Raw genomic sequence first — 23,331 nt, forward strand, 5'->3', positions numbered from 1 at the left:
CAGCGGTCCCCGGGCCTGGATGTCAGTGCCCCCGGTTAGGGTGGAGCAATGGCAACAAAGACTTCCCGCGCCGCCAAGGCGCCGGGCTACAAGTGCGCGGAGTGCGGCTGGACCACGGCCAAGTGGGTGGGCCGGTGCGGCGAGTGTCAGGCCTGGGGCACCGTTGAAGAGACCGGCGCCGCCGTGGCGCGGACGACGGCGGCGACCACCGTCCTGGAGCCGGCCCGCCGCATCGCCGACGTGGATGCCACGACGGCGGCGTTCCTCCCCACCGGGGTAGACGAACTGGACCGCGTGCTGGGCGGCGGACTGGTTCCCGGCGCCGTGATCCTGCTGGCCGGCGAGCCCGGCGTGGGCAAGTCCACGCTGCTGCTGGACGTCGCGGCCAAGTTCGCCCGCACCGCCCAGGACGTCCTCTACGTCACCGGCGAGGAGTCGGCCGCCCAGGTGAAGCTGCGCGCGGACCGGATCGACGCCGTCGCCGAATCGCTGTACCTCTCCGCCGAAACGGACCTCGGCCAGGCGCTGGGGCAGGTGGAAAAACTGGAGCCGAGGCTGCTGGTTGTGGACTCGGTCCAGACGCTGAGCAGCGCCGACGTCGAAGGCAGCGCCGGGGGCGTCTCCCAGGTCCGCGAAGTCGCGGCCTCGCTGATCGCCGCCGCCAAGCGCCGCAACATGACCACCCTGCTGGTGGGGCACGTGACCAAGGACGGCTCCATCGCCGGGCCCCGGCTGCTCGAGCACCTGGTGGACGTGGTCTGCCAGTTTGAGGGCGAGCGGCACTCCCGGCTGCGGCTGCTGCGCGCGGTGAAAAACCGCTACGGCCCCACCGACGACGTCGGCTGCTTCGACCTGAACGAGGACGGCATCGTCGGCCTGGCCGATCCCAGCGGCTTGTTTGTCTCCCGTACCAAGGACCCGGTGTCCGGCACGTGCATCACGGTGACGCTGGAGGGCCGCCGGCCGCTGCTGGCAGAGGTCCAGTCCCTGCTCGCCGAAAGCGCCAACGCGCAGCCGCGCAGGGCCACCAGCGGCCTGGACAGCTCCCGGGTGGCGATGCTCCTGGCCGTGCTGCAGCAGCGCGCCGGCTGCCTGCTGCACAAGGATGACTCCTATGTCGCGACCGTGGGCGGGGTGAAGCTCAGCGAACCCGCCACGGATCTCGCCGTGGCCCTGGCTGTTGCCTCGGCGAAGGCCAAGAAGCCGCTTCCGCAGCGGCTGATCGCGTTTGGCGAGGTGGGCCTGGCCGGCGAGGTCCGTCCGGTCCCTGGGATCAACCAGCGCATCCAGGAAGCGCACCGGCTGGGGTTCACGCACGCCGTGGTACCCGCCAGCCCCAACGGGCCAGGCCCGGTCCCGGCGGGCTTCTCGGTCCGGGAAGTCAGCCACCTGGCCGAGGCCTTGAGCCTGCTCATCAGCTGACGGCGCCTGGTCGGAGGGCGACTTAGGACCCTAGCGCTACTGTCCCGGCGGGAGCACCATGGGATCAGTAACTTCCGTTGGCGAAGGGAACAGTCATGATGTGGGGTTACGGGCAGAACCTGTGGTGGATGTGGCTGTGGGGCGTGCTCTTCCTCGTCGGAGTCGCGGTCCTGGTGCTGCTCGCGGTCCGGATCTTCGGCGGGCCCGGCCACGGAGCGCAACCCGGGCCGGGACACCCCGGTCCCTACGGCCAACCAAGTCCCTACGGCCAACCCGGGCCCTCCCCCCAGCCGGGCACGCCCGGCCGGAGCCCTGGAACCCCGGGCGGCAGGAGCCAGGCCCGGCTCATCCTCGATGAGCGCTTCGCGAGAGGCGAACTGACGGCAGAGCAGTACCGTGAGCACGTTAAGGAACTCGGCGAGGGGCCGTAGTGCCTGCTATCAGCCGCCGCAGCGCCTTGTTGCTGGGCGGGGCCGGCCTTACCGGCACCGTTGCCGGGGGCGCCGGCCTGTGGTGGACCCTCAACTCGCGGCCGTCGCCGGTGACCGGGGAGCCCCTGGAGCAGCCTTCGGCGCTCAGCAGTTCGGGTGGCCTCCTGGAAGCCAGCCTCCAGGCTGCCCCGGGCCAGTTCCCGCTGGCCGGACGGCAGGCGGGGGCGCTGGGCTACAACGGCAGCATCCCCGGGCCCACCCTCCGGCTGCGCGCCGGGGACGTGCTCAGGCTCAAACTGGTCAACAAGCTGGCCGAACCCAGCAACCTGCACCTGCACGGACTCCACGTCTCGCCCCAGGGCAACGGCGACAACGTGTTCGTGGCCGTTGACCCCGGCAGCAGCTTCGACTATGAATACCGGCTCCCGGCCGGGCACCCGCCGGGCTTGTACTGGTACCACCCGCATCACCACGGCCGGGTCTCCGACCAGATCTTCGCGGGCCTCTTCGGCGCCATCATCGTCGAAGATCCCGTGCCGGTGCCCGCGAGCGCCGAACGCGTACTGCTCGTCTCGGACACCAGCCTGGATGGTGCCGGGAACGTGGCCGAGGCCTCGCAGCAGGACCGGATGGCCGGGCGCGAGGGTGCGCTCCTGCTGGTGAACGGCCAAGCCAATCCCCGTCTGGGCGCGCGGCCGGGGCAACGGGAACGGTGGCGCATTGTGAACTGCTGCGTGGCCCGGTACCTGCGCTTGCGGCTGGACGGGCAAAAGCTGCAGCTCCTGGGCATGGACTCCGGACGGTTCCGGTCGCCGTCGGACGTTCAGGAAGTGCTGCTGGCGCCGGGGAACCGGGCGGATCTGCTGGTCACGGCCGCCCTCGGGCAATCCGAACTGCGCGCGATGCCTTATGACCGCGGGACCATGCCCGGCATGAGCCGGCGCCGCATGGGTCCGGGCCTGCCGGCGGAGCAGGACGGGCCGGCGGATCCGGCCGGCACCACCTTGGCAACGCTGGACGTGGCCGGCGACCCGGCCCCGCCAGCCCCCGTCATTTCAGCCGGGGCCGCCCCGCCTGAGTTGCGCTCCGCCGCCGTCGCCGCGCGCCGGCAGCTGGTGCTCGCCACTCCCATGGGGCCGGGGTCGGGTCAGGGAATGGGCGCGGGAATGATGGGCTTCACCATCAACGGCCTGGTCTTCGACGAGCGAAGGACGGACACCACCGTTGCCGCCGGGACGGTTGAGGAGTGGGTCCTGGTCAACCGCAGCCCCATGGACCACCCCTTCCACCTGCACGTGTGGCCGATGCAGCTCATAGCGGAGAATGGCCGCGCCCTGGAGACGGCGGTTCTCCGGGATGTAGTCAACGTGCCGGCCAACGGCCAGTGCACGGTCCGGATCGCATTCCGGGATTTTACCGGCCGCTCCGTCTACCACTGCCACATCCTGGACCATGAGGACCTCGGCATGATGGGCGTCATCGAGGTGCGCTGACCCCGGGTTCGGAGTGCCCGGCCGATGCAACGACGCTCTTGCCAAACATACCCCCCGGGGGTATGTTTGAAGTCGGTAACAGGACAGCCACGACTTCTCCGGAGGCAGGAACCATGGACCACCAGCACAGCGGACAGACAGACCAACTGCGGGCCGGCACCGGCCACTCCGGCCACGTCCAGCCACAGCCCGGCCGGGACGATGAGCACCTTGTGCACAGCCACGGCCAGCATGCCGGCCACAGCGTCGCGATGTTCAAGAACAGGTTCTGGCTGACGCTGGCGCTGGCGGTCCCCGTGGTGCTGTTCAGCCCCATGTTCGGACACCTGCTCGGCTATGTGCCTCCGGTTTTCCCCGGTTCGGCCTGGATCCCGCCGGTGCTGGGGACCGTCATCTTCTTCTATGGCGGGCAGCCCTTCCTCAAGGGCGGCCTGGATGAACTGAAGAGCCGCAAACCGGCCATGATGCTGCTGATCGCCATGGCCATCAGCGTCGCTTTCGTCGCCTCGTGGGTCACGAGCCTGGGCATCGGGGGGTTTGACCTCGACTTCTGGTGGGAGTTGGCCCTGCTGGTGGCGATCATGCTGCTGGGGCACTGGATCGAGATGCGCGCCCTCGGCTCGGCGCGGGGCGCGCTCGATGCCCTCGCCGCACTGCTGCCGGACGAGGCGGACCGGATCACCGCAGCGGGCACGGAGACCGTCAAGGTCAGCGAACTCCTGGCAGGGGACACCGTCCTGGTCCGCTCCGGAGCCAGGATGCCGGCCGACGGCGTGGTCGTCGACGGCCAGGCCGAGTTCGACGAGTCGATGATCACCGGCGAATCCAAGACAGTGCTCCGCTCACCCGGAGACAAGGTCGTCGCCGGGACCGTGGCCACGGACAACACGGTCCGCGTGCAGGTCACCGCCGTCGGGGATGACACCGCCCTGGCCGGGATCCAGCGGCTGGTGGCCGAGGCGCAGGCCTCTTCGTCCAAGGCCCAGGCCCTGGCCGACCGGGCTGCAGCATTCCTGTTCTACTTCGCCGCCGGCGCCGGCGTCATCACGTTCATCGTCTGGTCCCTGCTGGGCAGCATTCCCGACGCCGTCACCCGCACCGTCACCGTGCTCGTGATCGCCTGCCCGCATGCCCTGGGCCTGGCCATCCCGCTGGTCATTGCGATTTCCACCGAACAGGCCGCCCGGGCCGGAGTCCTGATCAAGAACCGGATGGCACTGGAACGGATGCGGACCGTCGACGTCGTCCTCTTCGACAAGACCGGGACCCTCACCAAGGGCGAACCCGCCCTCAAGGACGTCGCCACCGCCGACGGCGTGGACCGGGACAGCCTCCTGGCGCTGGCCGCGGCCGTCGAGGCAGACAGCGAGCACCCGGTGGCACGTGCAATCGTCCGGGCGGCACGGCAGCAGGGCCTGCAGATTCCGGCGGCTACAGGATTTTCGTCCATGACCGGCCGCGGCGTCCGCGCCACGGTCGGCGGCAGGACGATCCAGGTCGGCGGCCCGGCCCTGCTCCGCGACCTCGAAGCGGAAGAACCGCAGGCACTCGCAACTGCCACCCGGGCCTGGATGGACCGCGGCGCGGCCGTGCTCCACGTCATTGACGGGGATAAAATCCTGGGGGCCGTGAGCCTCGAGGACGCCGTGCGGACCGAGTCCCGGCAGGCCGTAAAGGCCCTGCAGGACCGTGGCATCAAGGTCGCCATGATCACCGGCGACGCCCGTCAGGTCGCCCGCGCCGTTGGCGAGGAACTCAACATCGACGAGGTCTTCGCCGAGGTCCTGCCGGCCGATAAGGACAAGAAAGTTGCCGAACTGCAGTCCCGCGGCTTGAAGGTGGCGATGGTGGGCGACGGCGTCAACGACTCCCCCGCGCTGGCCCGGGCCGAAGTCGGCATCGCGATCGGCGCCGGTACCGACGTCGCGATGGAGTCCGCCGGCGTCGTCCTGGCCGGAAACGATCCCCGGGCCGTCCTGTCCATGCTGGACCTTTCCCGGGCCAGCTACCGCAAGATGTGGCAGAACCTCATCTGGGCCACCGGCTACAACATCGTCTCCATCCCGCTGGCCGCCGGCGCCCTTGCCTTCGCCGGCGTCGTCCTCTCCCCCGCGGCCGGAGCTGTGCTGATGTCCGCCTCAACGATCGTGGTGGCGCTGAATGCACAGCTGCTGCGGCGCCTTAAGCTCAATCCGGCCCAGGTCCGCTGAACCAAAGGACGCCCATGGATGCCCACACCCCGTCGTTCGGACGCTCGTATGCCCGCGTCGGGCCCGGATGGACGCCCGCGGGGCGGCCGACCACCGGCGGCGCCTCGTCGAAGCGGCCCACGGCGCCGTCGTCGAGATCGGGGCAGGCTACGGCGCGACCTTCCCGTTCTATCCGCCCGCGGTGACGGGGGTGCTGGCGCTCGAACCGGACCCCACGCTCCGGGCGCTGGCCCTGGCCGCCGCAGCGACGGCGCCGGTGCCGATCACCGTCCTGGACGGGGTCGCCGAGTCGCTGCCGGCCCCGGACGGCTCGGTGGACGTCGTCGTCTCGAGCCTCGTGCTGTGCAGCGTGGCCGAGCCGTCCGCCGCCCTGGCCGAAGCCGTCCGGGTCCTCAAGCCGGGCGGCCAGCTGCTGTTCTATGAGCACGTCCGCTCCACGCACCGCGTGCTGGGGTTGGCCGAGGACCTGCTCACACCGCTCTGGAGCCGCCTGGCCGGCGGCTGCCACCCTAACCGGGACACTCCGTCCACCATCGTCCGGGCCGGCCTGGCAGTCGAGTCACTGGACCGCTTCGGCTTCGCGGTGCTGCCCGGCAATCCGCCGCTGGCCCACGTCCTGGGGGTGGCGGTCAAGGCCTGAGCCGGCCGCCGCACCAGGGACAGGGGTCCGTTACAGCGCGGCGGAGGAGGCCCGCGACACGCGCATTTCACCCCGGACACGGCGGGATCCCGGCTGCGGCTGTTGCCCTACAGTGGACGTAATCATCGAAAGGACCCCCCACATGGCATGTGACGGCTGCACGGCTTCTCCGAGACTCGACTTTGATTTCAGCATGGCTTTCCAGCCGATCTACGACGCCGTCGCCGGCCGCGTGTGGGGCTATGAGGCCCTGGTCAGAGGCTTGTCGGGCGAGGGCGCCTATGACGTTCTGTCAAAAGTCTCACCGGAGCAGAAGTACCGCTTTGACCAGGCCTGCCGCGTCAAGGCAATCGAGCTGGCATCCCGCCTCTTTCCTGCGGGTGAGGAGCTGATGCTGTCGATCAACTTCATGCCCAACGCGGTCTACGAACCGGCTGCATGCCTTCGTGCGACGCTGCAGGCAGCCGCGCGATGCAGCTTTCCGACGTCGTCGATCATGTTCGAGTTCACCGAAAATGAGGAGGTCTCGGACACGGCACACCTCACGAACATCATCACCGAGTACCGCAAGCACGGTTTCACCACCGCCATCGACGATTTTGGCGCCGGCCATGCGGGACTTGGCCTCTTGGTCGATTTCCAGCCCGACCTGATCAAGGTCGACATGAAACTCATCCGAGGGATCGACTCCAGCCCGGCCCGCCAGACCGTCGTCGCCGGCATCGTCGGCATCGCCAGGGAGCTGGACATCACGGTGCTCGCGGAAGGCATTGAGACTGAAGCGGAGTTCCTGGCCCTGAAGGCAACCGGCATCCGCCTGTTCCAGGGATATTGGTTTGGGAAGCCCGCCTTCGAGGAGCTCCCCCGGGTCCACCAGGAGTCGGTTCTCAGCAGCACCGCCTAGCGTCTGCCGCCTCCCCCAGCGGACCCGGGCGCCTAGGCCTTCTTCGGCGGCAGGGCCAGCCGGAAGATCTTGGCCCAGGTGGAGCCGACCTGCTTCCAGATCGGGCCCGTGGTGTACGGCAGGCCGTAGCGTCGGCAGATCTCCTGGACCTTCGGGGCCACCTCGGCATAGCGGTTGGACGGCAGGTCCGGGAAGAGGTGGTGCTCGATCTGGTGCGAGAGGTTGCCGGTCATCAGGTGCATGAACTTGGAGCCGGAGATGTTGGCCGAGCCGATCATCTGGCGCACGTACCAGTCACCGCGGGTCTCGCCGTCGACCATTTCCTCGGTGAACGTATCCGTCCCGTCCGGGAAGTGCCCGCAGAAGATCACCGCGTGGGCCCAGACGTTGCGGACCGCGTTGGCGGTCAGCGTGCCGTAGAGGGCCTGCTTGCCGGAGCCGGTGAGCATGGCGACGGCGGGCGTGGCGGCGTAATCCTTGGTGAACTGCTTGAGGGCCTTGCGGCCGAGCGCCTTGAGGTCCTTGTTCAGGGCTTCTTTGGACTTCCTGCCCTCTTTGTAGTCCACGAGTTCGAGGTCATAGATCGCGATGCCCCACTCGAAGACCGGCGCCAGCAGCGCGTTGTAGAGCGGGTTGCCCAGGTTGAAGGGCTTCCATTCCTGTTGCGGATCCATGCGCAGCAGGTTGTACCCGATGTCGTTGTCCTTGCCGACGACGTTGGTCCACCGGTGGTGCAGGTCGTTGTGGGTGTGCTGCCAGGAACGCGCCGGGGTGACAAAGTCCCACTCCCAAGTGGTGGAGTGGATGTCCGGGTCCCGCATCCAGTCCCACTGGCCGTGCAGGATGTTGTGTCCCAGCTCCATGTTTTCCAGGATCTTGGCGAAGCTCAGCAGCGTGGTGCCGGTGACCCAGGCGGCCTTGTTCTTGCTGACCAGGAGCGCAGCGCGGCCGGAGATCTCCAGGCCGCGCTGGATCTTGATCATGCGGCGGATGTAGGCGGCGTCCGAGGAGCCGCGCTTGGCGAGGATGTCGTCCTTGATCGCGTCAAGTTCGCGGCCCAGCTCCGCCACCTGCTCGTCCGAGAGGTGCGCTGCGGCGGGCGGCCGGAGCAGCGGGCTGCCCGTCTCGGCGAGCGCCCCTGGCCGCTTCTTTGCGGCGGCAACGACGGCGGATCCGGACTGGGCGCCAGTGTTGCCGCTTTCGGCAGTATCCGGCTTGTCAGCAAGTGTGGTCATGTGGTGGTTTCTCCTCAGAGGTCGAGGTTAACGGGTCCGGCGGCTGCCGAGACACACGTTTGGATTAGTTGGCCGGGCTCGCCGTGGACTTCGCCCGTGCGCAGGTCACGGATCTGGCCGGCCCGGAGCGGGATGAGGCAGCTGTGGCAGATGCCCATCCGGCAGCCGCTCGGCATCAGCACGCCGGCGTCCTCACCTACGTCGAGCAGGGGGGTGTCGCCGTCGGCTTCGACTTCACGGTCGGAGGCTTCGAAGGTCACCAGACCGCCGTCGTGCCCCTCGCCGCCGGCCAGGTTGGTGCTGAAGCGTTCGATCGTCAGGGTTGCGGCCGTGTCCTTGGTGCCGGGCGCAGCCTCGGATTCCCAGAGCGCCTCGGCGTCGTCGAGGAAGCCCTCGGGGCCGCAGGCGTAGGCGGCGCGGTCCCGCCAGTCCGGGCACAGCGCGTCGAGTCCCGCCGCGGTGCTGAAGTCGAGCCGCCCGCGTTCCCCGGTGAACCAGTGGGTGACCTTGAAGTTGGGGAACTGGTCTGCGAGTTCGGCCAGTTCCTCGCGGAAGATGGCGTCGGCCGCCGTCCGCGCCGTGTGGATGAGGACCACGTCGGCATCGGGACGGTGCGGGACAAGCGTGCGGACCATCGACATCACCGGGGTGATGCCGCTACCCGCGGTGAGCATCAGCAGCGGGCGCGGGTGTTCGGGGAGGACGAAGTCGCCCTGCGGCGGCGCGAGGAAAAGGACGTCGCCCGGCTTGGTGGTGCGGACCAGGGTCCCGGAGACGGCCCCCATGTCCGTGACGGTGATGGCGGGGTCCTCGCCGGCGGGCGCGCTGAGCGAGTAGGACCGCCAGTGGCGCACGCCGTTGAGTTCGACGCCGATGCGGGCCCACTGGCCTGCGCGGTGCGCTTGCCAGCCTCGGCCGGGACGGAAGAAAATGGTGGCGGAATCGGCCGTTTCTGGAACCACCCGGGTAACCACGCCGCGCAACTGGCGGGCAGAGAACACGGGGTTGAACAGCGACAGAATGTCTTCTGGAGCTAGTGGGGTGGTCAGTAGAGATGCGGCGCGCGCCAGCTTACGGAGCCGGATCATCTACCAAGCCTATGTCAGGTTGGGTCATAATTCTTCACCCAAGGCATACGATCGACTCAAAGAAACTATCTCCACGAAACAGTTTTGGGATACCCGTCATGGATGCTCCTCCCGCCGGCCACTCCGGCTACCCCGCTTACGATCCGCCGTGGCTGGCGTTGCCGAAGGAGGTCAGCGACATGCTCCGGCCCAGGATGCCAGGCATCGTGGAGGCCATCATCGACGCCGTGCCACAGCTGGTTCCCGCCTATGCCCGGCCGATCGAGGGCCGCTTCGGGCGGGGGCTGCGGCGCGGCGTCGCGGCCGCCCTGGACCGCTTCCTGCAGCTTCCGGGCACCACGCTGCCGGCGCTTTCCGAGGAGAGCCGGCAGCTGGTGGCGGGCCTGGGCAGCGGCGAGTTCCGGCAGGGCAGGAGCATGGATGCCCTGCTCAGCGCCTACCGGATGGGGGCCCGCGTGACGTTCCGGGAGATGTCCAAGGTCTCGGTGGAACACCATCTGGGCCAGAACGTGGTGGTGGACCTCGGCGAATCGATCCTGGCCTACATCGATGAGCTCTCCGCGGTCAGTGCCGAGGCCTACGCTTTTGAGCAGTCCGAACGTGCCGGCGCGGTGGACCGGCGCCGCACCGAGCTGCTGGACCTGCTGCTGCTGGGGCAGGCGGACGAGGCGGCGCTGCGCCAGACGGCGGCGATGGCGGACTGGTCCCTGCCCCCGCGCATGACGGTCGTGACGCTGCCGGTGGACCGGGCCGCCGGGCTGCGGCTGCGGCTGGGCCCGGGAACCCTGGTGATCGAACGCGAGACCGACGCCGTGGCTCTGGTCCCGGTCCGCAACTCCAAGTCCGCCCGGAAGGACCTCGACAAGGCACTCCGGGGCCGCGGCGCCTCCGTGGGTCCGGCCGGCGGCTGGGAGAAGGTCCCCGAGTCCCTGCGGCTGGCCGTGCTGGCGGCATCGGTGCTGCCGCACCGGGACGGTCCGGAGGACGCGCCGATCTGGGCGGATGAGCATCTCGCGGCGGTGATCCTCGGCGCCGAGCCCTCCGCCATCACCGAGCTGGCCAACCGCCGCCTGGCCCCGCTCGAGGGGCTCCGCCCGGCGCAGCGCGAACGGCTCGCCGAAACCCTGTTGTCCTGGCTGCGGCACTGGGGGCAGCGGGCGCCGGTGGCCGCCGAACTGGGCATCCACCCGCAGACCGTCGGCTACCGGGCGGCCCAGCTGCGCGAACTGTTCGGGGACGCGCTGGAGGACCCGGTGGCGCGGTTTGAGCTGGAGCTCGCGCTGCACGCCGGCAGGCGCTGACCCGGGGACCAGCGCTAGCTGGCGATGCCGGCGCGCGCTAGCTGGCGATCGCCTCGCGGCTCTGCAGCCGCATTTCAAGGTCGTTCATGACGATCGCGGCCAGGTCCTCGAGCGTCCGGGTGTCCTCGGCGGTGAAGTGCCGCGGCTGCCGGTCCAGGATGCAGAACGTGCCGAGGTTGAAGCCGTCCGGGGTGCGCAGCGGAACGCCGGCATAGAACTGCAGGCCAAACTCCCCGGCTACGAGCGGGTTGGACAGGGTCCGCGCGTCCCTCGCGGCGTCCTCGATGATCCAGGGCCCGTCCTGCAGGATCGCCGAGGCGCAAAGCCCCGGATCCCTGCCGATCTGGGTGACTTCGGTGCCGTGGTGGGCCTTGAACCAGATCCGGTCGTGGTCCACGACGCTGACAATGGCGACCGGCACCGAAAACACGCGGGCTGCCAGCGCCGCGATCCGGTCAAAGGCGCCGTCCGCCGGGGTGTCGAGGATCCGGTACCGCTCGACGGCGCGCATCCGGCCGTCCTCGTCGTTCGCCGCCGACGCACTGTGCTGCCGGTGACGGCCGGCGCCGTTGATGACTTCCTGGCGCAGGGCAAGGGAAACCTCGCGGGCGTCCGGCCGGGTGGCCGGATCGCGGGACAGCATGGAGGACAGCAGCGCCACCCACATGGGGGCGAGCTCCTCCGGGATCTGCGGGTCGTGGAGCAGCCGGGCGACGGCGGACTGGATCGGCGCGCCAGGGTAGGCCATCTTGCCGGTCAGCCCCTCAAGCAGCACGAGTCCGAGCGAGTAGATGTCGCTGGCCGGGCCGGCCGGTTCACCCCCGGCCTGCTCTGGGCTCAGGTAGGCCGGGGTCCCGGAGGTGCCGCCGTCGTCGTCCGCGCGGTTGTGCCCCAGGATGGCCGCGACGCCGAAGTCGGTCAGTTTGGCCCGGGGGCGGCGGTCGTCGTTGCTGTAGTCCACCAGGAGGATGTTGGCCGGTTTGATGTCCCGGTGCACGATCCCGTGGTGGTGGATGTAGGAGAGCCCGTCAGCCAGGTCGTAGCCGATGTGGGCCATGTGCGCGGCGGAGAGCGGGCCCTGCAGGGACCGGTGGCGCAGGTCCTGGCCGCGGACGAGTTCCATCACGAGGTAGGTCAGCCGGGACTCCGGATTGCTGAGGTCGGCGCCGGCGTCGAACAGGGTCACCAGTGCGTGGTGGCTCATCCCCGCGAGGATCCGCACTTCCTGGCCCTGGCGACGGGTGTGCTCAAGATCGTCCACGTCGTTGCGGAAGAGCTTGACCGCCACCTCGCGCTGCAGCAGTTCGTCGTGCGCCCGGTAAACAGTTGATTGGCTTCCCCTGCCAATGAGGGCCTCGATCCGGTACCGCCCGCTGAGCAGGAGGCCGGATTCCATAGATATTGTCAACGAGTTTTCTTGTTCCCTCAATACGGGTCCGCACATGGAATCGGACAGAGCAGTCCCAAAAGCCGGCCAGATCGGCAAGCGCCCGCGAAATTAGCAAGGTTACTTATGTTACCGCGGAATGCGGATTCCGGAAGACCTGCGGGCGGGAAATTTCCGGGACCCCGGCGGGGCTCGCGAAGGCTATTTAGCCGGGTTGTGCGTGCCGATCGGCACCAGCGTCAGATCCGGGTGGTTCTTCTCGATCCGGCGCAGCGCCCAGACGTCGTTGAACAGGGCCAGGTACTCGCCGTCGGAACGCAGCAGCACCTCGGCGCCTTGTACGTTCGCGAGCGTGGGCATGGCGTCCGCCGTCGTGATCCTGGCCAGCGAGTAGGGCAGCCGTTCGAGCCGCATCGGGGCGCTGAAGTCGTGTGCCATCCGGTCCTCAACCACTTCGAACTGCATAGGACCGACGGCGGCCAGCACAGGGGCCTGGTCGCCACGGATGTCGGAACGGAGCACCTGGATGACGCCCTCGTGCTCAAGCTGTTCGATGCCGCGGCGGAACTGCTTGAAGCGGCTGGGGTCCTTGGAGCGGGCCACCTGGAAGTGCTCGGGGGCGAACAGCGGGATCGCCGGGAACTCCACCGGCTGCTCCAGGAACAGGCTGTCCCCCACGCGCAGCGAGGAGGCGTTCACGAGGCCCACGACGTCACCGGGGAAAGCCTCGTCGATCACCTCGCGTTCGCGGCCGAACACCTGCTGGGCGTACTTCGTCGCGAATGATTTCCCGGTCCGTCCCTGCGTGACCACCATGCCGCGTTCGAAGACGCCGGAGCAGACCCGGATGAACGCGACGTGGTCACGGTGGGCCTTGTTCATGCCGGCCTGGACCTTGAAGACGAACCCGGCGAACGGGGCGTCCACGGGGCGCGCGGCGCCCTCAACGTCGGGCCGCGGGGCAGCGGGAGGGGCGAAGTCCACGAGGGCATCGAGGATTTCCTTCACGCCGAAGTTCAGCGCGGCGGAGCTGAACAGGATAGGCGTCGCCTTGCCGGCGTGAAAGGCCTCGACGTCGAACGCCAGGTTGGATTCGATCACCAGGCCCGCCTCGTCCACGGCGTTGGACCAGTCGCCGCCCTGGCTGGCGGCGGCCTCCTCCGGGGCGAAGTACTCCGTCAGGGCGATGTTGGCGCCGGCATTGTTGCGCTTGAACTGGGCGAAGCGGTCGTTGCGCAGGTCCCAGACGCCGCGGAAGTCGCCGGAGATGCCGACCGCCCAGGTCAGGGGCATGGGCTGCAGGCCGGTCCGTTCGGTGATCTCATCCATCAGGGCCAGGGCGTCCAGGCCGGGCCGGTCCCACTTGTTGATCACGGTGATGATGGGCAGGTTCCGCTGCTTGCAGACCTCGAAGAGCTTCATGGTCTGGGTTTCCAGGCCCTTGGCGGCGTCCACGAGCATCACGGCGCAGTCCACGGCGGCCAGCACCCGGTAGGTGTCCTCGGAGAAGTCGGCGTGGCCCGGGGTGTCCAGCAGGTTGATGACGGTGTCGCGGTAGGCGAACTGCAGCGCTGCCGAGCTGATCGAGATGCCGCGGTCCTTCTCCATCTGCATCCAGTCGGAGACGGTTTCCTTGCGGTTGGCCTTGCCGCTGGACGCGCCGGCGGTGCCGATCACCTTGGCGTGCAGGGCCAGGGCTTCAGTCAGCGTGGACTTGCCGGCGTCGGGGTGGGAGATGACTGCGAAGGTCCGGCGCCGGGCTGCCTGCTTGTGAATCTCGTGGACTCTGGCGGGGCTGTGGACTTCTTGGGACACGGTGCTACTTTCGCTGCGGCTGGGAACGGGTCACGGCGCGGAGAGCCCGCGGTACACCCTAGGCATCAAGTTTATCGCAGGCGGCGGCAGGCCCGGGCGGACGGCCGAAAACGCGGGTTCCGCCGGCGGGCGGACGGCCGTCTGCGCGGGACCCCCGGGCAGACGTAAATGGGGCACTTTGAGGCTTGACCGTGCGGAAACAGCCCGCCGTTGCCCCTATGATGGTGCATACGGGAAACCGGGCACTTTTGTTCTTGCCGGCCGCTGATGGATTTGTCATCAAAACCGGCGCACTTGCGGGCTGCGGCCTGCACCTTTGAAAGGGAATACCTATGGCTCGGAGTCCCGAGGATGCACTTAAGGCGACTCTGGCCAGGGTGGCGCCGGGGACGGCCCTGCGGGACGGCCTGGAGCGAATCCTCCGCGGACGTACCGGCGCCCTGATCGTGCTGGGCATCGACCGGACCATCGAATCCATCTGTTCGGGTGGCTTCGAAATCGGCATCGACTTCTCCCCCACCCGGCTGCGTGAACTGGCCAAAATGGACGGCGCCATTGTCTGCGACAAGGATGCGAGCAATATCCTGCGGGCCGGCGTCCAGCTGGTGCCCGATTCGAGCATTGAGACCCAGGAGACGGGAACCCGGCACCGGACCGCTGAGCGCGTTGCCATCCAGACCGGCGTTCCGGTCATCTCCGTGAGCCAGTCGATGCAGATCATCGCGCTTTACGTCAACGGCCTGCGCCACACCTTGGAAGGGTCGGAGAAGGTCCTGGCCCGCGCCAATCAGGCCCTCGCCACGCTGGAGCGGTACCGCTCCCGCCTGGACCAGGTGACCAGTTCGCTGTCGGCCCTGGAGATCGAGGCCATGGTGACGGTCCGCGATGTGGCCGTGACCCTGCAGCGCCAGGAGATGGTGCGGCGCATCTCCGAGGAGATCTCCCAGTATGTGCTGGAACTCGGCGAGGACGGCCGTTTGCTCTCACTCCAGCTGGATGAACTGACGGTGGGCCGCGGGCCGGGCAGCGACGTGATCATCCGGGACTACTCGGGCCCCAGCGCCTCCGCCGCGGATATCGAAAACGCCGTCAAGGCCCTGGTGAACCTGGGCCCCACCGAGCTCATCGACCTGGGCAAGATCGCTGGCATTGTCGGCTTCGCCGGCGGGGAGGCGAACCTCGACGCCGTCGTGCAGCCGCGCGGATACCGCCTGCTTTCCGGGCTCAAGGCGGTGCCGAAAGCCGTCGCCGACCGCCTGGTGGACCACTTTGGCGGGCTGCAGTTCCTGATGGCTGCCACCATTGATGACCTCATGACGGTGGACGGCATCGGCGACCAGCGCGCCCGGACGGTCCGCGAAGGCCTGAGCCGGATGGCCGAGGCCAGCCTGCTGGACCGGTTCCTCTAGACCGGTTCCTTTGGGCCCCGCCTAATAACCCCTGTCCGCTGCTCCGTAACCGCCCTTTTCGGCCCGCAAAACGGCACCTGCGGAGCAGTCGAAGTGGACTAGCCGAGCTGGAAGACGGCCTTGGGGCTGGTCTTGTTGCCGAGCCTGGCGGTGAAGACGTAGTAGGCACCGCCGCCGCCCGGCTGGGCGTCCACGACCTTGCAGCCCTCAGTGGACCGGTTGCGGTTCCACGGGAAGTTCGCCGTCTCGCTGCCGCCGGGGCGGATGGTCTTGACCAGGTCGCTGCTCTCCGCCTGGCAGTCCCGGGACGAGAAGATCCGGTCCGAGCCGCTGGTGATCAGGTACTCCATCTGCGAGGTCCCAAGGTTGACCTCGCACGAAACCTTGTTGCCGTTGGTGACCTTGAGGGTCAGCAGCGGGTTCTCGCCAGCCGCGTAGGCGGCCTTGTCCGTGGCCGCGGTGACCTTCAGGAGCGTCTCGTCACAGCCAGCTCCCGCCGTCGGCGGGGCCCCGGCGGACGCCTCCGTGCTGGCGGGGGTGCTGCCGGGCTTGGCCGTCTGGGTCGAGTCACCGGACGTGGCCGCCGGTCTTTCGCCGTTGAGGACGCTGGAAATCGCAGCGAAACCGCCGACAGCGAGGGAAAGCACCAGCAACAGGGCGGCTCCGACGAAGAGCCGGCGTCGGCGGTAGACAGGGCTGAGGGGTTTCCGGGCCGGCCTGCCGCTGGTCTTTGCCTTGGCGGAAGCCTTCGGTCCCGAACCGTGCGTTCCTGAGTTGCCTTGCCTGACCATCCTTCTAGGCTAGATAACGCCGCGGGTTATGCCGGCCCACCACGCCGCTGGCCGCACTATGGTGCCCGTCTCTATTAAGCTGGTTCGATCAAAGCCTTAGCCGATTCCCCCGCCCTCCCCGCCGCCGCGGCCCTCCCGCCGGTGCCGGCTGTGCCGGCTGTGCCGCTCGCCGAGCTGCACGCCGCCCTGGACTCCTGGTTTGGTGACACCGCCCGCGATCTGCCCTGGCGGGCGGCGGACTGCTCCGCCTGGGGTGTGCTGGTCAGCGAAATCATGCTCCAGCAGACCCCCGTGGTCCGGGTGCTGCCCGTGTGGGAGGAATGGCTGCGGCGCTGGCCCGCGCCGGCCGATCTCGCCCGGGAGCCCGCCGGGGAGGCTGTCCGGTCCTGGGGCCGGCTGGGGTATCCGCGGCGGGCGCTCCGGCTGCACGCGGCCGCCGCCGCGATCGTGGACAACCATGGCGGCGCGGTTCCCGGCAGTTACCCGGAATTGCTGGAGCTTCCCGGCGTGGGCAGCTACACGGCCGCCGCCGTCGCCGCGTTCGCCTTCGGCCGCAGGGCGACCGTGGTGGACACCAACATCCGCCGGGTCCACGCTCGGCTGTTCACCGGGACCGCGCTGCCGGCGCCGGCCCTGACGGCCGGCGAAATGCGGCTGGCCGCGGAGCTGCTGCCCGACGACGATGCCGCCTCGGTGCGCTGGAACGCCGCCGTGATGGAGCTGGGGGCGCTGGTCTGCACGGCCCGGGCGCCGAAGTGCGGTCAATGCCCCGTCCGCGGCGCGTGTGCCTGGCTCGCCGCCGGCGAACCTCCCCCCACCTACACGCCAAAGGGGCAGGCCTGGCACGGGACAGACCGTCAGGTGCGCGGAGCCGTGATGGCCGTCCTGCGCCTGGCCGAATCACCGGTGGCCCGCGAACTGCTGGAACAGGCCCCCGCGGACCTAGGCTTCGACGCCGACGGGATCGGGGTCCCGCTCGCGGCGCTGCACCGGCTGAACCCGGCGCCCGAGCAGCTGGAACGGGCCCTTGCCGGGCTGCTCAGCGACGGCCTGGCCGAGCTGCACCCGGGCGGTCTGCGGCTGCCAGGCTGACCTGGTCCCAACTACACCTAGGGCTCGCCGAAGCCTGCCTTGATCAGCCCGCCCAGGTAGTCGACCGCCTTGCCCGCGTCCGCCCCGCTGGCTTCGATGTGCAGCACGGTTCCTTTCCCGGCGCCAAGCATCATAAGTTCCGTCATGGATGCACCGTCGACCCCGTTGATGGTGACGTCGGCATCCATCCCGGCCAGGCCGCCGGCAATCTTCGCCGCGGGCCGTGCGTGCATCCCGGCCTGGTTGACGAGTTCGAAGTCGCCCTGGGCATCCGGCGGCTGCTGGTGCGCGTGTTCGGGCCCGTGCGGGTGGGCCGGCGGGCGGTAGACGGCTTCGGCCGCGTCCTTCACGGTTCCGGCGTCGGCCCCCGTCTGGGCGGAAGCGGCTGCCGCGACGAGTCCCTCGATCAGCGGGGCATCGGCCAGCTGGATTGACTCCGGATCGGCGGCGAACTCCACCGCCGATTCCGCTGTCATGACGGCGGAACCGAGGTCGGTGAGCACCACGATGCCGCTTCCCCCGGACGCCCGTTCCAGCGCGGCCATCACCTTCTCCAGGCTGGTTCCGATCCGGCCGTCGTCGGTGCCGCCGGCCGCCACGATCATGACATCGGGCGCCATTTGGGCGGCGAGTTCGACGGCGCCGTCGGCGATCTTTTCGCTGTGCGAGACGACGACGAGCCGGACCGTCATCCGGCGGCCCCCACGGCGGCGCGCAGGATCAGGGCACTGGATACGGCTCCGGGGTCGCGGTGGCCGATGCTGCGCTCCCCCAGGTAGCTGGCGCGGCCCTTCCGGGCCAGCATCGGGTCGGTGGAAACAGCGCCGGCCTCGGCCGCATCGGCCGCCGCGGCCAGGACCTTGCGGACGTCGCCGTCGCCGGCGGCGGCCGCCGAGGCATCCACGGCAGGAGTCCAGGCATCCACCATCGTCTTGTCGCCGGATTCGGCCTTGCCGCGGGCCACGATGCCGTCGCGGGCCGCCTGCAGCGCCGCTGCCAGCGTGGCGGCGTCAATGTCGGCAGCGTCCCCGAGGGCCGTCGCGGCCCGCAGGAAGGCTGTTCCATAGAGCGGCCCGGCGGCGCCGCCGACCTTCGACATCAGGGTCATGGCGGTGAGTTTCAGTGCCGCCCCGGCAGTTTCCGGGGGCGCTTCGGCGAGTTTGTCCATCACGGCCTTGAAGCCGCGGTCCATGTTCTCGCCGTGGTCGGAGTCACCGATCGGCCGGTCCAGCTCAATGAGTTCGACCCTGTGCTCGGCCATTGCCTCGGCGGAGAGCGTCAGCCACCGCACGGCCCAGCCGACGTCCAGCCCCACGTTCAGACGCCCCAGCGCAGGGCGGCGGTGTGGACGGGCGCGTCCCAGAGCCCGGTCATCTCCTCGTCGAGGCGCAGCACGGTGATGGAGCAGCCCTGCATCTCAAGCGAGGTGATGTAGTTGCCCACCAGCGAGCGCGCCACGGTGACGCCCTGATCCGCAAGCCTTTGCGCGGCCCGGCGGTAGACGATGTACAACTCGCTCAACGGTGTGCCGCCCATGCCGTTGACGAACAACAGGACCTTCTCCCCCGAGGCGAGGCCAAGGTCGCTGACGACGGGATCCAGCAGGCGGTCGGTGATGCCGTCGACGGGCTCCATCGGAATCTTGTGCCGGCCCGGCTCGCCGTGGATGCCGATGCCGATCTCGATCTCGTTGTCCTCGAGCTCGAAGCTGGGCACTCCGGCGTGCGGCACGGTGCACGCGCTCAGGGCCACGCCCATGCTGCGCACGTTTTGGTTGACGCGGTCACCGATGGCGGCGACGGCGTCGAGGCTGTCGCCGCGTTCGGCGGCGGCCCCAGCGATCTTCTCGACCAGGACGGTTCCGCCGACGCCGCGGCGCCCTGCGGTGTAGAGCGAGTCCTGGACGGCGACGTCGTCGTTGACCAGCACCGTCCGGACCTCCACGCCCTCGGCCTGCGCCAGTTCGGCGGCGGTCTCGAAGTTCAGCACGTCGCCGGTGTAGTTCTTCACGATGTGCACGACGCCGGCGCCGGAGTTCACTGCAAGCGTGGCCGGCAGGATCTGGTCCGGGGTGGGCGAGGTGAACACTGCGCCGGGAACCGCGGCGTCGAGCATCCCCAGTCCGACGTAGCCGCCATGCAGGGGCTCGTGGCCGCTGCCGCCGCCGGAAACCAGCCCGACTTTTCCTGCCACCGGGGCGTCCTTGCGGACGATGTATTTGGGATCCGGGTAGACAGTCACAAGGTCGGCGTGAGCAAGCCCGAACCCCTCCACTGACTCGTCGACCACGGCCTTGGGATCATTGATGAGTTTCTTCATGGCTGTGCTCCCTGGATGGTTGTCCTGGCTGCTTGCTTAGACCCTACTACCGGGGCCCTGCCAGCGGTAGGCTCCGGGTTCAACCACTGCCGGGACGCTCAGGGCCCGGGTGCAGCCTCCGGCGCGAAGCTCGGCCAGGCGTCCGGACCGAGAGCCACCCGGGGCTGGAGCCGGCGCGCGGCGGCATCGGCGCCCCCGCAGCGGTCGCCACCGGGTGAGTCCGGCTGCACCGGAACGGCGTCCACCGTCATTTGGAATGCGGAGAAATCTGGAAAAATCACGCGATTCTGCAATTTCTGCCTCCGGAAGCTGGCGGCCCGCCCCATCGGGCCGGGATCAGTTTATCCACCAAGTTGATTTGGCGGAAGACCCCGTTTCAGGCAGCTGCGGGAAGCGCCTAGAGCGTCCGGATCATGCGGGTGTTGCCCAGGGTATTGGGCTTGACCCGCGCGAGGTCCAGGAATTCGGCGACGCCTTCATCGTGTGAGCGCAGGAGCTCCGAGTACACCACCGGATCCACGGCCGTCTGGTCCGCCATCACGTCGAAGCCATGCTTCTTGAAGAAGTCCACCTCGAAGGTCAGGCAGAACACGCGGGAGATGCCGAGCGCTTTCGCATCCTCCAGCAGGCGTTCCACCAGCAGGTGTCCGACGCCCTTGCCGCGCCACGCATCCGAGGTGGCCAGGGTGCGCACCTCCGCCAGGTCCTCCCACATCACGTGCAACGCGCCGCAGCCGATCACCTCGCCGTCGGGCGCTTCGGCGATCCGGAACTCCTGGAGGCTTTCGTAGTACGCGACGGTTTCCTTGGCCATCAGGATCCGCTGGTCGGCCAAGGGTGCCACCAGGGTCTTGATGGCGGCAACGTCGCCGGTGCGGGCAGGGCGGATGCGGATCGTCTCAGTCACAGCCCAATCCTACGGCGCGGGCCCTTGCGCCCCGCCCGGCCTTGGCCGGCCGGGGCGGGGCCGGGCGGCTCAGAGACCGAGCTCGTCCGGCACCGGGATGTCCTTGTCCAGCAGGTTCCTGGCCAGGAAGTGCTCGACGACGCCGTACCAGACCTTGGCGTGCTGCGGCTGCAGGATCCAGTGGTTCTCGTCCGGGAAGTAGAGGAAGCGGTGGTCGGTTTCGCCGTTCTCGTCGGCCGCCAGCTGCGACTTTGAGAGCAGTTCGTACCAGAGCCGCAGCCCCTCGCCGATCGGCACGCGGTAGTCCTTGTCGCCGTGGATGACCAGCATCGGCGTGCGGATCTTCTCCACATGCAGGTGCGGAGAATTCTCCGCGGCCATCTCCGCAGTCATTTCCTTCAGCCAGTACTGCGCTGAGTCCGTGGTCGGGCCGAACTGGTCCAGGGCCCACAGGCTTGCATGCGTGACGATCGCCTTGAACCGGTCCGTGTGGCCTGCCACCCAGTTGGCCATGTAGCCGCCGAATGATCCGCCCATCGCCGCGGTGCGTGTCTCGTCGATGTCGGGGCGCTGCTCGACGGCGTCGGTGATCGCCATCAGGTCCAGGAACGGAGCCTTGCCCCACTCGCCCCAGCCCCGCTGGATGTGGTCCTGGCCGTAGCCGGTGGACAGGGCCGGGTCCGGGAGCAGCACCGCGTAGCCCCGGGCCACGAGCAGCCACGGGTTCCAGCGCCAGGTCCAGGCGTTCCAGGAGCCCAGCGGGCCGCCGTGGATCCAGAGCAACAGCGGTGCCGGGTTTCCGGCCGATGCGTCTTCCGGAAGGGCCAGGTAACCGGGCACCCGGCTGCCGTCCGCCGAGGTGGTCTCCACCCGCTCGAGCTTGCCGCGGTAGGCAGGGCGCCCGGCCGGGGCCGGCAGCCGGGTGACGTCGCCGCTGGCGAGGTCGATCCGGACGGCTTCCGCCGGAAATTCGTAGGAACTGCGCAGCGCATAGGCGCTTCGCCCGTCCGGGGAGACGGCGACGTCGGTGTAGGCGGCCGCGTCGGCCGTCAGCCGCACGGGCGCAGGCTCCCCGCCGGCGTTGCCGGGCACGGCGATGCGGAACACCGGCGAAGCCCCGTCTTCATCCGCCGTCACAAGCACGGCCGATCCATCCGGAAGCCAGGCCGCGGGGTGGCCCCAACGGTCCCAGCCTTGCGCGAGCGGCGTCAGCGCCGCATCGCCGCCGTCGCTGTCGCCCGAGACATCGAGGAGGTGCAGCGCGATCCTGGGCGCCTGCTCCGGGGTGGTGTCTGTCTCGCTGAGCACCACCAGGGTCCGGCCGTCGGGGCTGACCGGGCCGGGGAAGTAGCTCATGCCCTCGGTGTCGAGCAGGACCCGGCGGGTGCCGGCGGCGACGTCGACGGCCACGAGCACGGTGCGGGAGTCGGCATTGGCGAGCGGCCGGGTGAAGCTGCTGTAGACCGTCTTCCCGTCCGGGCTGACGGCGATATCCGCCTCACGGAGTCCGTTTCCGGCGTCGGGGGTCAGGTTGCGCAGCTTGACCGGCGGGAGGGCGTCGACCGTCACCGGCTTCCCGGGCTCCGGCTCCGCACCGGGCTCGACGGCGAACAACCGGGGCTGCGCGGGGCCCAGGTCCGCGTCCCAATAGCGCACCGGGTAGCCGCTGTGCAGGATTGCGGCCACCTTGTTGTCCTTGCGGTCCTTGCGGCGCTCCTCGTCGTTTTCCTCGTCGGTGGAACCGGCGAGGACTGACCCCGTGACAAAGAGGGCGTCGGCCTCTTTCGCGGCCAGGAGGCCGCCGATGCCGCCGGCCCGGGAGAGCGCGACGCGGGCCTCTCCGCCGTCGGCCGGGAGGACCCAGAGGGCGTTGACCGGCTCGGCATCCGGGCTCTCGGGGTCCGGGCGCGCGGAAGTGAAGTACAGGCTGCCGTCCGCCGCGAACACGGCGCCGGCCTCGCCCTTGGCACTGCGCGTGATCCGCCGGGCCTGCTTTTTGCCCGCAGGATCCAACTCCCACAGCGCGGTCCGGTATTCGGTGCCCTTGTCGTTGAGCGTGGCCACGGTGGTGACGAGCCGTCCGCCGTCGGGGCTCAGCGCCAGGCCGCTCACCTTCGGGATGGCGAGGTAATGGTCCAGGTCGTGGAACGGGGTCTCGGGGTGTTCGGCCGGGGTCTGCGTATCGGAAGAAGCCATGCCCCCGATTCAACACCCCTTGTGCGCCGGATCACACCCCGTTCACTCAGAGTGAAACACTGCTTTCATATTCAAAGGTGCCGAAATCGCAGCGGGCTCTCAGGGACTGTTGGCATGATGAGTCCATGAACCCTGAAAAGTCCCTGCCTCGACGCTCCCTGCTGCTCGGTGCCGGCGCCCTGGGCGGCAGCGCCCTGGCCCTCTCGGCCTGCACCGCTTCGCCGACCGGCACCCCGGCGACGACGGCGGCCGGCCCCTCTGTTCCGGCCGGCACCGCGGTCAAGGTGGGCAAGCTCAGCGATGTATCGGTGGGCGGCACGGCCACCGGGAAAATCAACGGCAAGACGGTGGTGATCTTCCGGCCGGATGACAAGACCGTCCTGGCGTACGACGCGGCATGCACCCACGCCGGCTGCCCGGTGGCCCCCGCCGGGGAAGACTTCCAGTGCCCGTGCCACGGCTCCTCCTTCAAGGGATCCGACGGCAGCGTGATCAACGGTCCGGCCCAGGCGCCGCTGGCCAGGCTGAAGGCGGCTATCGACGGCGAATGGATCACCGTCACCGCCTGACACGGCCGTCCCACGTCAAATACAAGCGCCCGCGGCAAGAAGGGCCCGCGGCAAGCGGCGCCAGCGGCAAAAAGGCCCCGGCCGCCTCCTTGAAGGAAGCGGCCGGGGCCTTTTACTTGGAA

Annotated in this window: 20 protein-coding genes; 10 read left to right on the forward strand and 10 right to left on the reverse strand. The window is 69.2% G+C overall.

Annotated features, from left to right (window positions below):
- The first annotated feature begins 48 nt into the window (after positions 1-48).
- The 6 genes from radA to AC1DBD_RS07460 all read left to right on the forward strand — a co-directional run bounded on the left by radA (position 49) and on the right by AC1DBD_RS07460 (position 7,100).
- Complete coding sequence (gene radA / locus AC1DBD_RS07435) at positions 49-1,422, forward strand: DNA repair protein RadA (protein WP_441418109.1); 1,374 nt, start codon at positions 49-51, stop codon at positions 1,420-1,422.
- A 95-nt stretch (positions 1,423-1,517) separates the two neighbouring features.
- Positions 1,518-1,853 carry an SHOCT domain-containing protein gene (locus AC1DBD_RS07440; protein ID WP_441418110.1) on the forward strand — a complete coding sequence of 112 codons (336 nt, stop codon included), beginning with the start codon at positions 1,518-1,520 and terminating at the stop codon, positions 1,851-1,853.
- Positions 1,853-3,346, forward strand: a complete 1,494-nt coding sequence (locus AC1DBD_RS07445) for a multicopper oxidase family protein (RefSeq protein ID WP_476917268.1) — start codon at positions 1,853-1,855, stop codon at positions 3,344-3,346. The genes AC1DBD_RS07440 and AC1DBD_RS07445 overlap by 1 nt, the downstream gene beginning before the upstream one ends.
- A gap of 113 nt (positions 3,347-3,459) precedes the next feature.
- Positions 3,460-5,556, forward strand: coding sequence for a copper-translocating P-type ATPase (locus AC1DBD_RS07450; RefSeq protein WP_476926026.1), 2,097 nt, complete (start codon positions 3,460-3,462; stop codon positions 5,554-5,556).
- 67 nt (positions 5,557-5,623) lie between these two features.
- A complete protein-coding gene (locus AC1DBD_RS07455) occupies positions 5,624-6,196 on the forward strand; it encodes a class I SAM-dependent methyltransferase (RefSeq protein WP_476981744.1) in 573 nt (190 codons plus the stop codon).
- Positions 6,197-6,389: 193 nt separating this feature from the next.
- A complete protein-coding gene (locus tag AC1DBD_RS07460) occupies positions 6,390-7,100 on the forward strand; it encodes an EAL domain-containing protein (protein WP_441418114.1) in 711 nt (236 codons plus the stop codon).
- Between the two features lie 32 nt (positions 7,101-7,132).
- On the opposite strand, the gene AC1DBD_RS07465 is transcribed toward AC1DBD_RS07460, so the two are convergent.
- Both AC1DBD_RS07465 and AC1DBD_RS07470 read right to left on the reverse strand, forming a co-directional pair.
- The gene (locus AC1DBD_RS07465) at positions 7,133-8,335 is read right to left on the reverse strand and encodes a fatty acid desaturase family protein (RefSeq protein ID WP_441418115.1); all 1,203 of its coding nucleotides are present in this window, start codon (positions 8,333-8,335) and stop codon (positions 7,133-7,135) included.
- A gap of 14 nt (positions 8,336-8,349) precedes the next feature.
- On the reverse strand, positions 8,350-9,423 hold the full coding sequence (locus AC1DBD_RS07470) for a ferredoxin reductase (protein ID WP_441418116.1): 1,074 nt from the start codon (positions 9,421-9,423) through the stop codon (positions 8,350-8,352).
- A gap of 98 nt (positions 9,424-9,521) precedes the next feature.
- Between AC1DBD_RS07470 and AC1DBD_RS07475 the strand changes: the two genes are divergently transcribed.
- Entirely contained in the window at positions 9,522-10,724 is a 1,203-nt protein-coding gene (locus tag AC1DBD_RS07475; RefSeq protein WP_476908876.1) for a PucR family transcriptional regulator, read from the forward strand.
- Positions 10,725-10,761: 37 nt separating this feature from the next.
- On the opposite strand, the gene AC1DBD_RS07480 is transcribed toward AC1DBD_RS07475, so the two are convergent.
- Both AC1DBD_RS07480 and AC1DBD_RS07485 read right to left on the reverse strand, forming a co-directional pair.
- The gene (locus AC1DBD_RS07480; RefSeq protein ID WP_476981745.1) at positions 10,762-12,120 is read right to left on the reverse strand and encodes a protein kinase domain-containing protein; all 1,359 of its coding nucleotides are present in this window, start codon (positions 12,118-12,120) and stop codon (positions 10,762-10,764) included.
- Between the two features lie 192 nt (positions 12,121-12,312).
- Positions 12,313-13,926, reverse strand: a complete 1,614-nt coding sequence (locus AC1DBD_RS07485) for a peptide chain release factor 3 (protein WP_476981746.1) — start codon at positions 13,924-13,926, stop codon at positions 12,313-12,315.
- Positions 13,927-14,258: 332 nt separating this feature from the next.
- Here AC1DBD_RS07485 and disA point away from each other — a divergent pair, with 332 nt between their 5' ends.
- Positions 14,259-15,335 carry a DNA integrity scanning diadenylate cyclase DisA gene (gene disA / locus AC1DBD_RS07490; RefSeq protein WP_441418120.1) on the forward strand — a complete coding sequence of 359 codons (1,077 nt, stop codon included), beginning with the start codon at positions 14,259-14,261 and terminating at the stop codon, positions 15,333-15,335.
- 98 nt (positions 15,336-15,433) lie between these two features.
- On the opposite strand, the gene AC1DBD_RS07495 is transcribed toward disA, so the two are convergent.
- Complete coding sequence (locus AC1DBD_RS07495) at positions 15,434-16,126, reverse strand: hypothetical protein (protein WP_476981747.1); 693 nt, start codon at positions 16,124-16,126, stop codon at positions 15,434-15,436.
- Between the two features lie 255 nt (positions 16,127-16,381).
- On the opposite strand from AC1DBD_RS07495, the gene AC1DBD_RS07500 reads away from it, so the two are divergent.
- On the forward strand, positions 16,382-17,218 hold the full coding sequence (locus tag AC1DBD_RS07500; protein WP_476981901.1) for an HhH-GPD family protein: 837 nt from the start codon (positions 16,382-16,384) through the stop codon (positions 17,216-17,218).
- Between the two features lie 17 nt (positions 17,219-17,235).
- Here AC1DBD_RS07500 and dhaM read toward each other — a convergent pair whose 3' ends face one another.
- The 5 genes from dhaM to AC1DBD_RS07525 form a co-directional block, all read right to left on the reverse strand.
- On the reverse strand, positions 17,236-17,910 hold the full coding sequence (dhaM, locus tag AC1DBD_RS07505) for a dihydroxyacetone kinase phosphoryl donor subunit DhaM (RefSeq protein WP_476981748.1): 675 nt from the start codon (positions 17,908-17,910) through the stop codon (positions 17,236-17,238).
- A complete protein-coding gene (dhaL, locus tag AC1DBD_RS07510) occupies positions 17,907-18,533 on the reverse strand; it encodes a dihydroxyacetone kinase subunit DhaL (protein ID WP_476892999.1) in 627 nt (208 codons plus the stop codon). Before dhaL ends, dhaM begins: the two co-directional genes overlap by 4 nt.
- A gap of 2 nt (positions 18,534-18,535) precedes the next feature.
- Positions 18,536-19,537 carry a dihydroxyacetone kinase subunit DhaK gene (gene dhaK, locus AC1DBD_RS07515; protein WP_441418124.1) on the reverse strand — a complete coding sequence of 334 codons (1,002 nt, stop codon included), beginning with the start codon at positions 19,535-19,537 and terminating at the stop codon, positions 18,536-18,538.
- Positions 19,538-19,934: 397 nt separating this feature from the next.
- Positions 19,935-20,444 (reverse strand): amino-acid N-acetyltransferase, encoded by a 510-nt coding sequence (locus tag AC1DBD_RS07520; RefSeq protein ID WP_441418125.1) that lies wholly within the window; start codon positions 20,442-20,444, stop codon positions 19,935-19,937.
- Positions 20,445-20,513: 69 nt separating this feature from the next.
- On the reverse strand, positions 20,514-22,640 hold the full coding sequence (locus AC1DBD_RS07525; protein ID WP_476981749.1) for a S9 family peptidase: 2,127 nt from the start codon (positions 22,638-22,640) through the stop codon (positions 20,514-20,516).
- A 125-nt stretch (positions 22,641-22,765) separates the two neighbouring features.
- Between AC1DBD_RS07525 and AC1DBD_RS07530 the strand changes: the two genes are divergently transcribed.
- Positions 22,766-23,209, forward strand: a complete 444-nt coding sequence (locus AC1DBD_RS07530; protein ID WP_476893002.1) for a Rieske (2Fe-2S) protein — start codon at positions 22,766-22,768, stop codon at positions 23,207-23,209.
- Positions 23,210-23,331 lie beyond the last annotated feature (122 nt).

It is taken from the genome of Arthrobacter sp. 10T419 (assembly GCF_056394105.1).

Bases quoted from the DNA above. Each gene is read 5' to 3' on its own strand.
- AC1DBD_RS07440 (WP_441418110.1), top strand. From the start codon at position 1,518: ATGATGTGGGGTTACGGGCAGAACCTGTGGTGGATGTGGCTGTGGGGC.
- AC1DBD_RS07480 (WP_476981745.1), bottom strand. From the start codon at position 12,120: ATGGAATCCGGCCTCCTGCTCAGCGGGCGGTACCGGATCGAGGCCCTC.
- dhaM (WP_476981748.1), bottom strand. From the start codon at position 17,910: ATGACGGTCCGGCTCGTCGTCGTCTCGCACAGCGAAAAGATCGCCGAC.
- AC1DBD_RS07495 (WP_476981747.1), bottom strand. From the start codon at position 16,126: ATGGTCAGGCAAGGCAACTCAGGAACGCACGGTTCGGGACCGAAGGCT.
- AC1DBD_RS07470 (WP_441418116.1), bottom strand. From the start codon at position 9,423: ATGATCCGGCTCCGTAAGCTGGCGCGCGCCGCATCTCTACTGACCACC.
- dhaK (WP_441418124.1), bottom strand. From the start codon at position 19,537: ATGAAGAAACTCATCAATGATCCCAAGGCCGTGGTCGACGAGTCAGTG.
- AC1DBD_RS07455 (WP_476981744.1), top strand. From the start codon at position 5,624: ATGGACGCCCGCGGGGCGGCCGACCACCGGCGGCGCCTCGTCGAAGCG.
- AC1DBD_RS07450 (WP_476926026.1), top strand. From the start codon at position 3,460: ATGGACCACCAGCACAGCGGACAGACAGACCAACTGCGGGCCGGCACC.
- disA (WP_441418120.1), top strand. From the start codon at position 14,259: ATGGCTCGGAGTCCCGAGGATGCACTTAAGGCGACTCTGGCCAGGGTG.
- AC1DBD_RS07460 (WP_441418114.1), top strand. From the start codon at position 6,390: ATGGCTTTCCAGCCGATCTACGACGCCGTCGCCGGCCGCGTGTGGGGC.
- radA (WP_441418109.1), top strand. From the start codon at position 49: ATGGCAACAAAGACTTCCCGCGCCGCCAAGGCGCCGGGCTACAAGTGC.
- AC1DBD_RS07475 (WP_476908876.1), top strand. From the start codon at position 9,522: ATGGATGCTCCTCCCGCCGGCCACTCCGGCTACCCCGCTTACGATCCG.
- AC1DBD_RS07465 (WP_441418115.1), bottom strand. From the start codon at position 8,335: ATGACCACACTTGCTGACAAGCCGGATACTGCCGAAAGCGGCAACACT.
- AC1DBD_RS07530 (WP_476893002.1), top strand. From the start codon at position 22,766: ATGAACCCTGAAAAGTCCCTGCCTCGACGCTCCCTGCTGCTCGGTGCC.
- AC1DBD_RS07525 (WP_476981749.1), bottom strand. From the start codon at position 22,640: ATGGCTTCTTCCGATACGCAGACCCCGGCCGAACACCCCGAGACCCCG.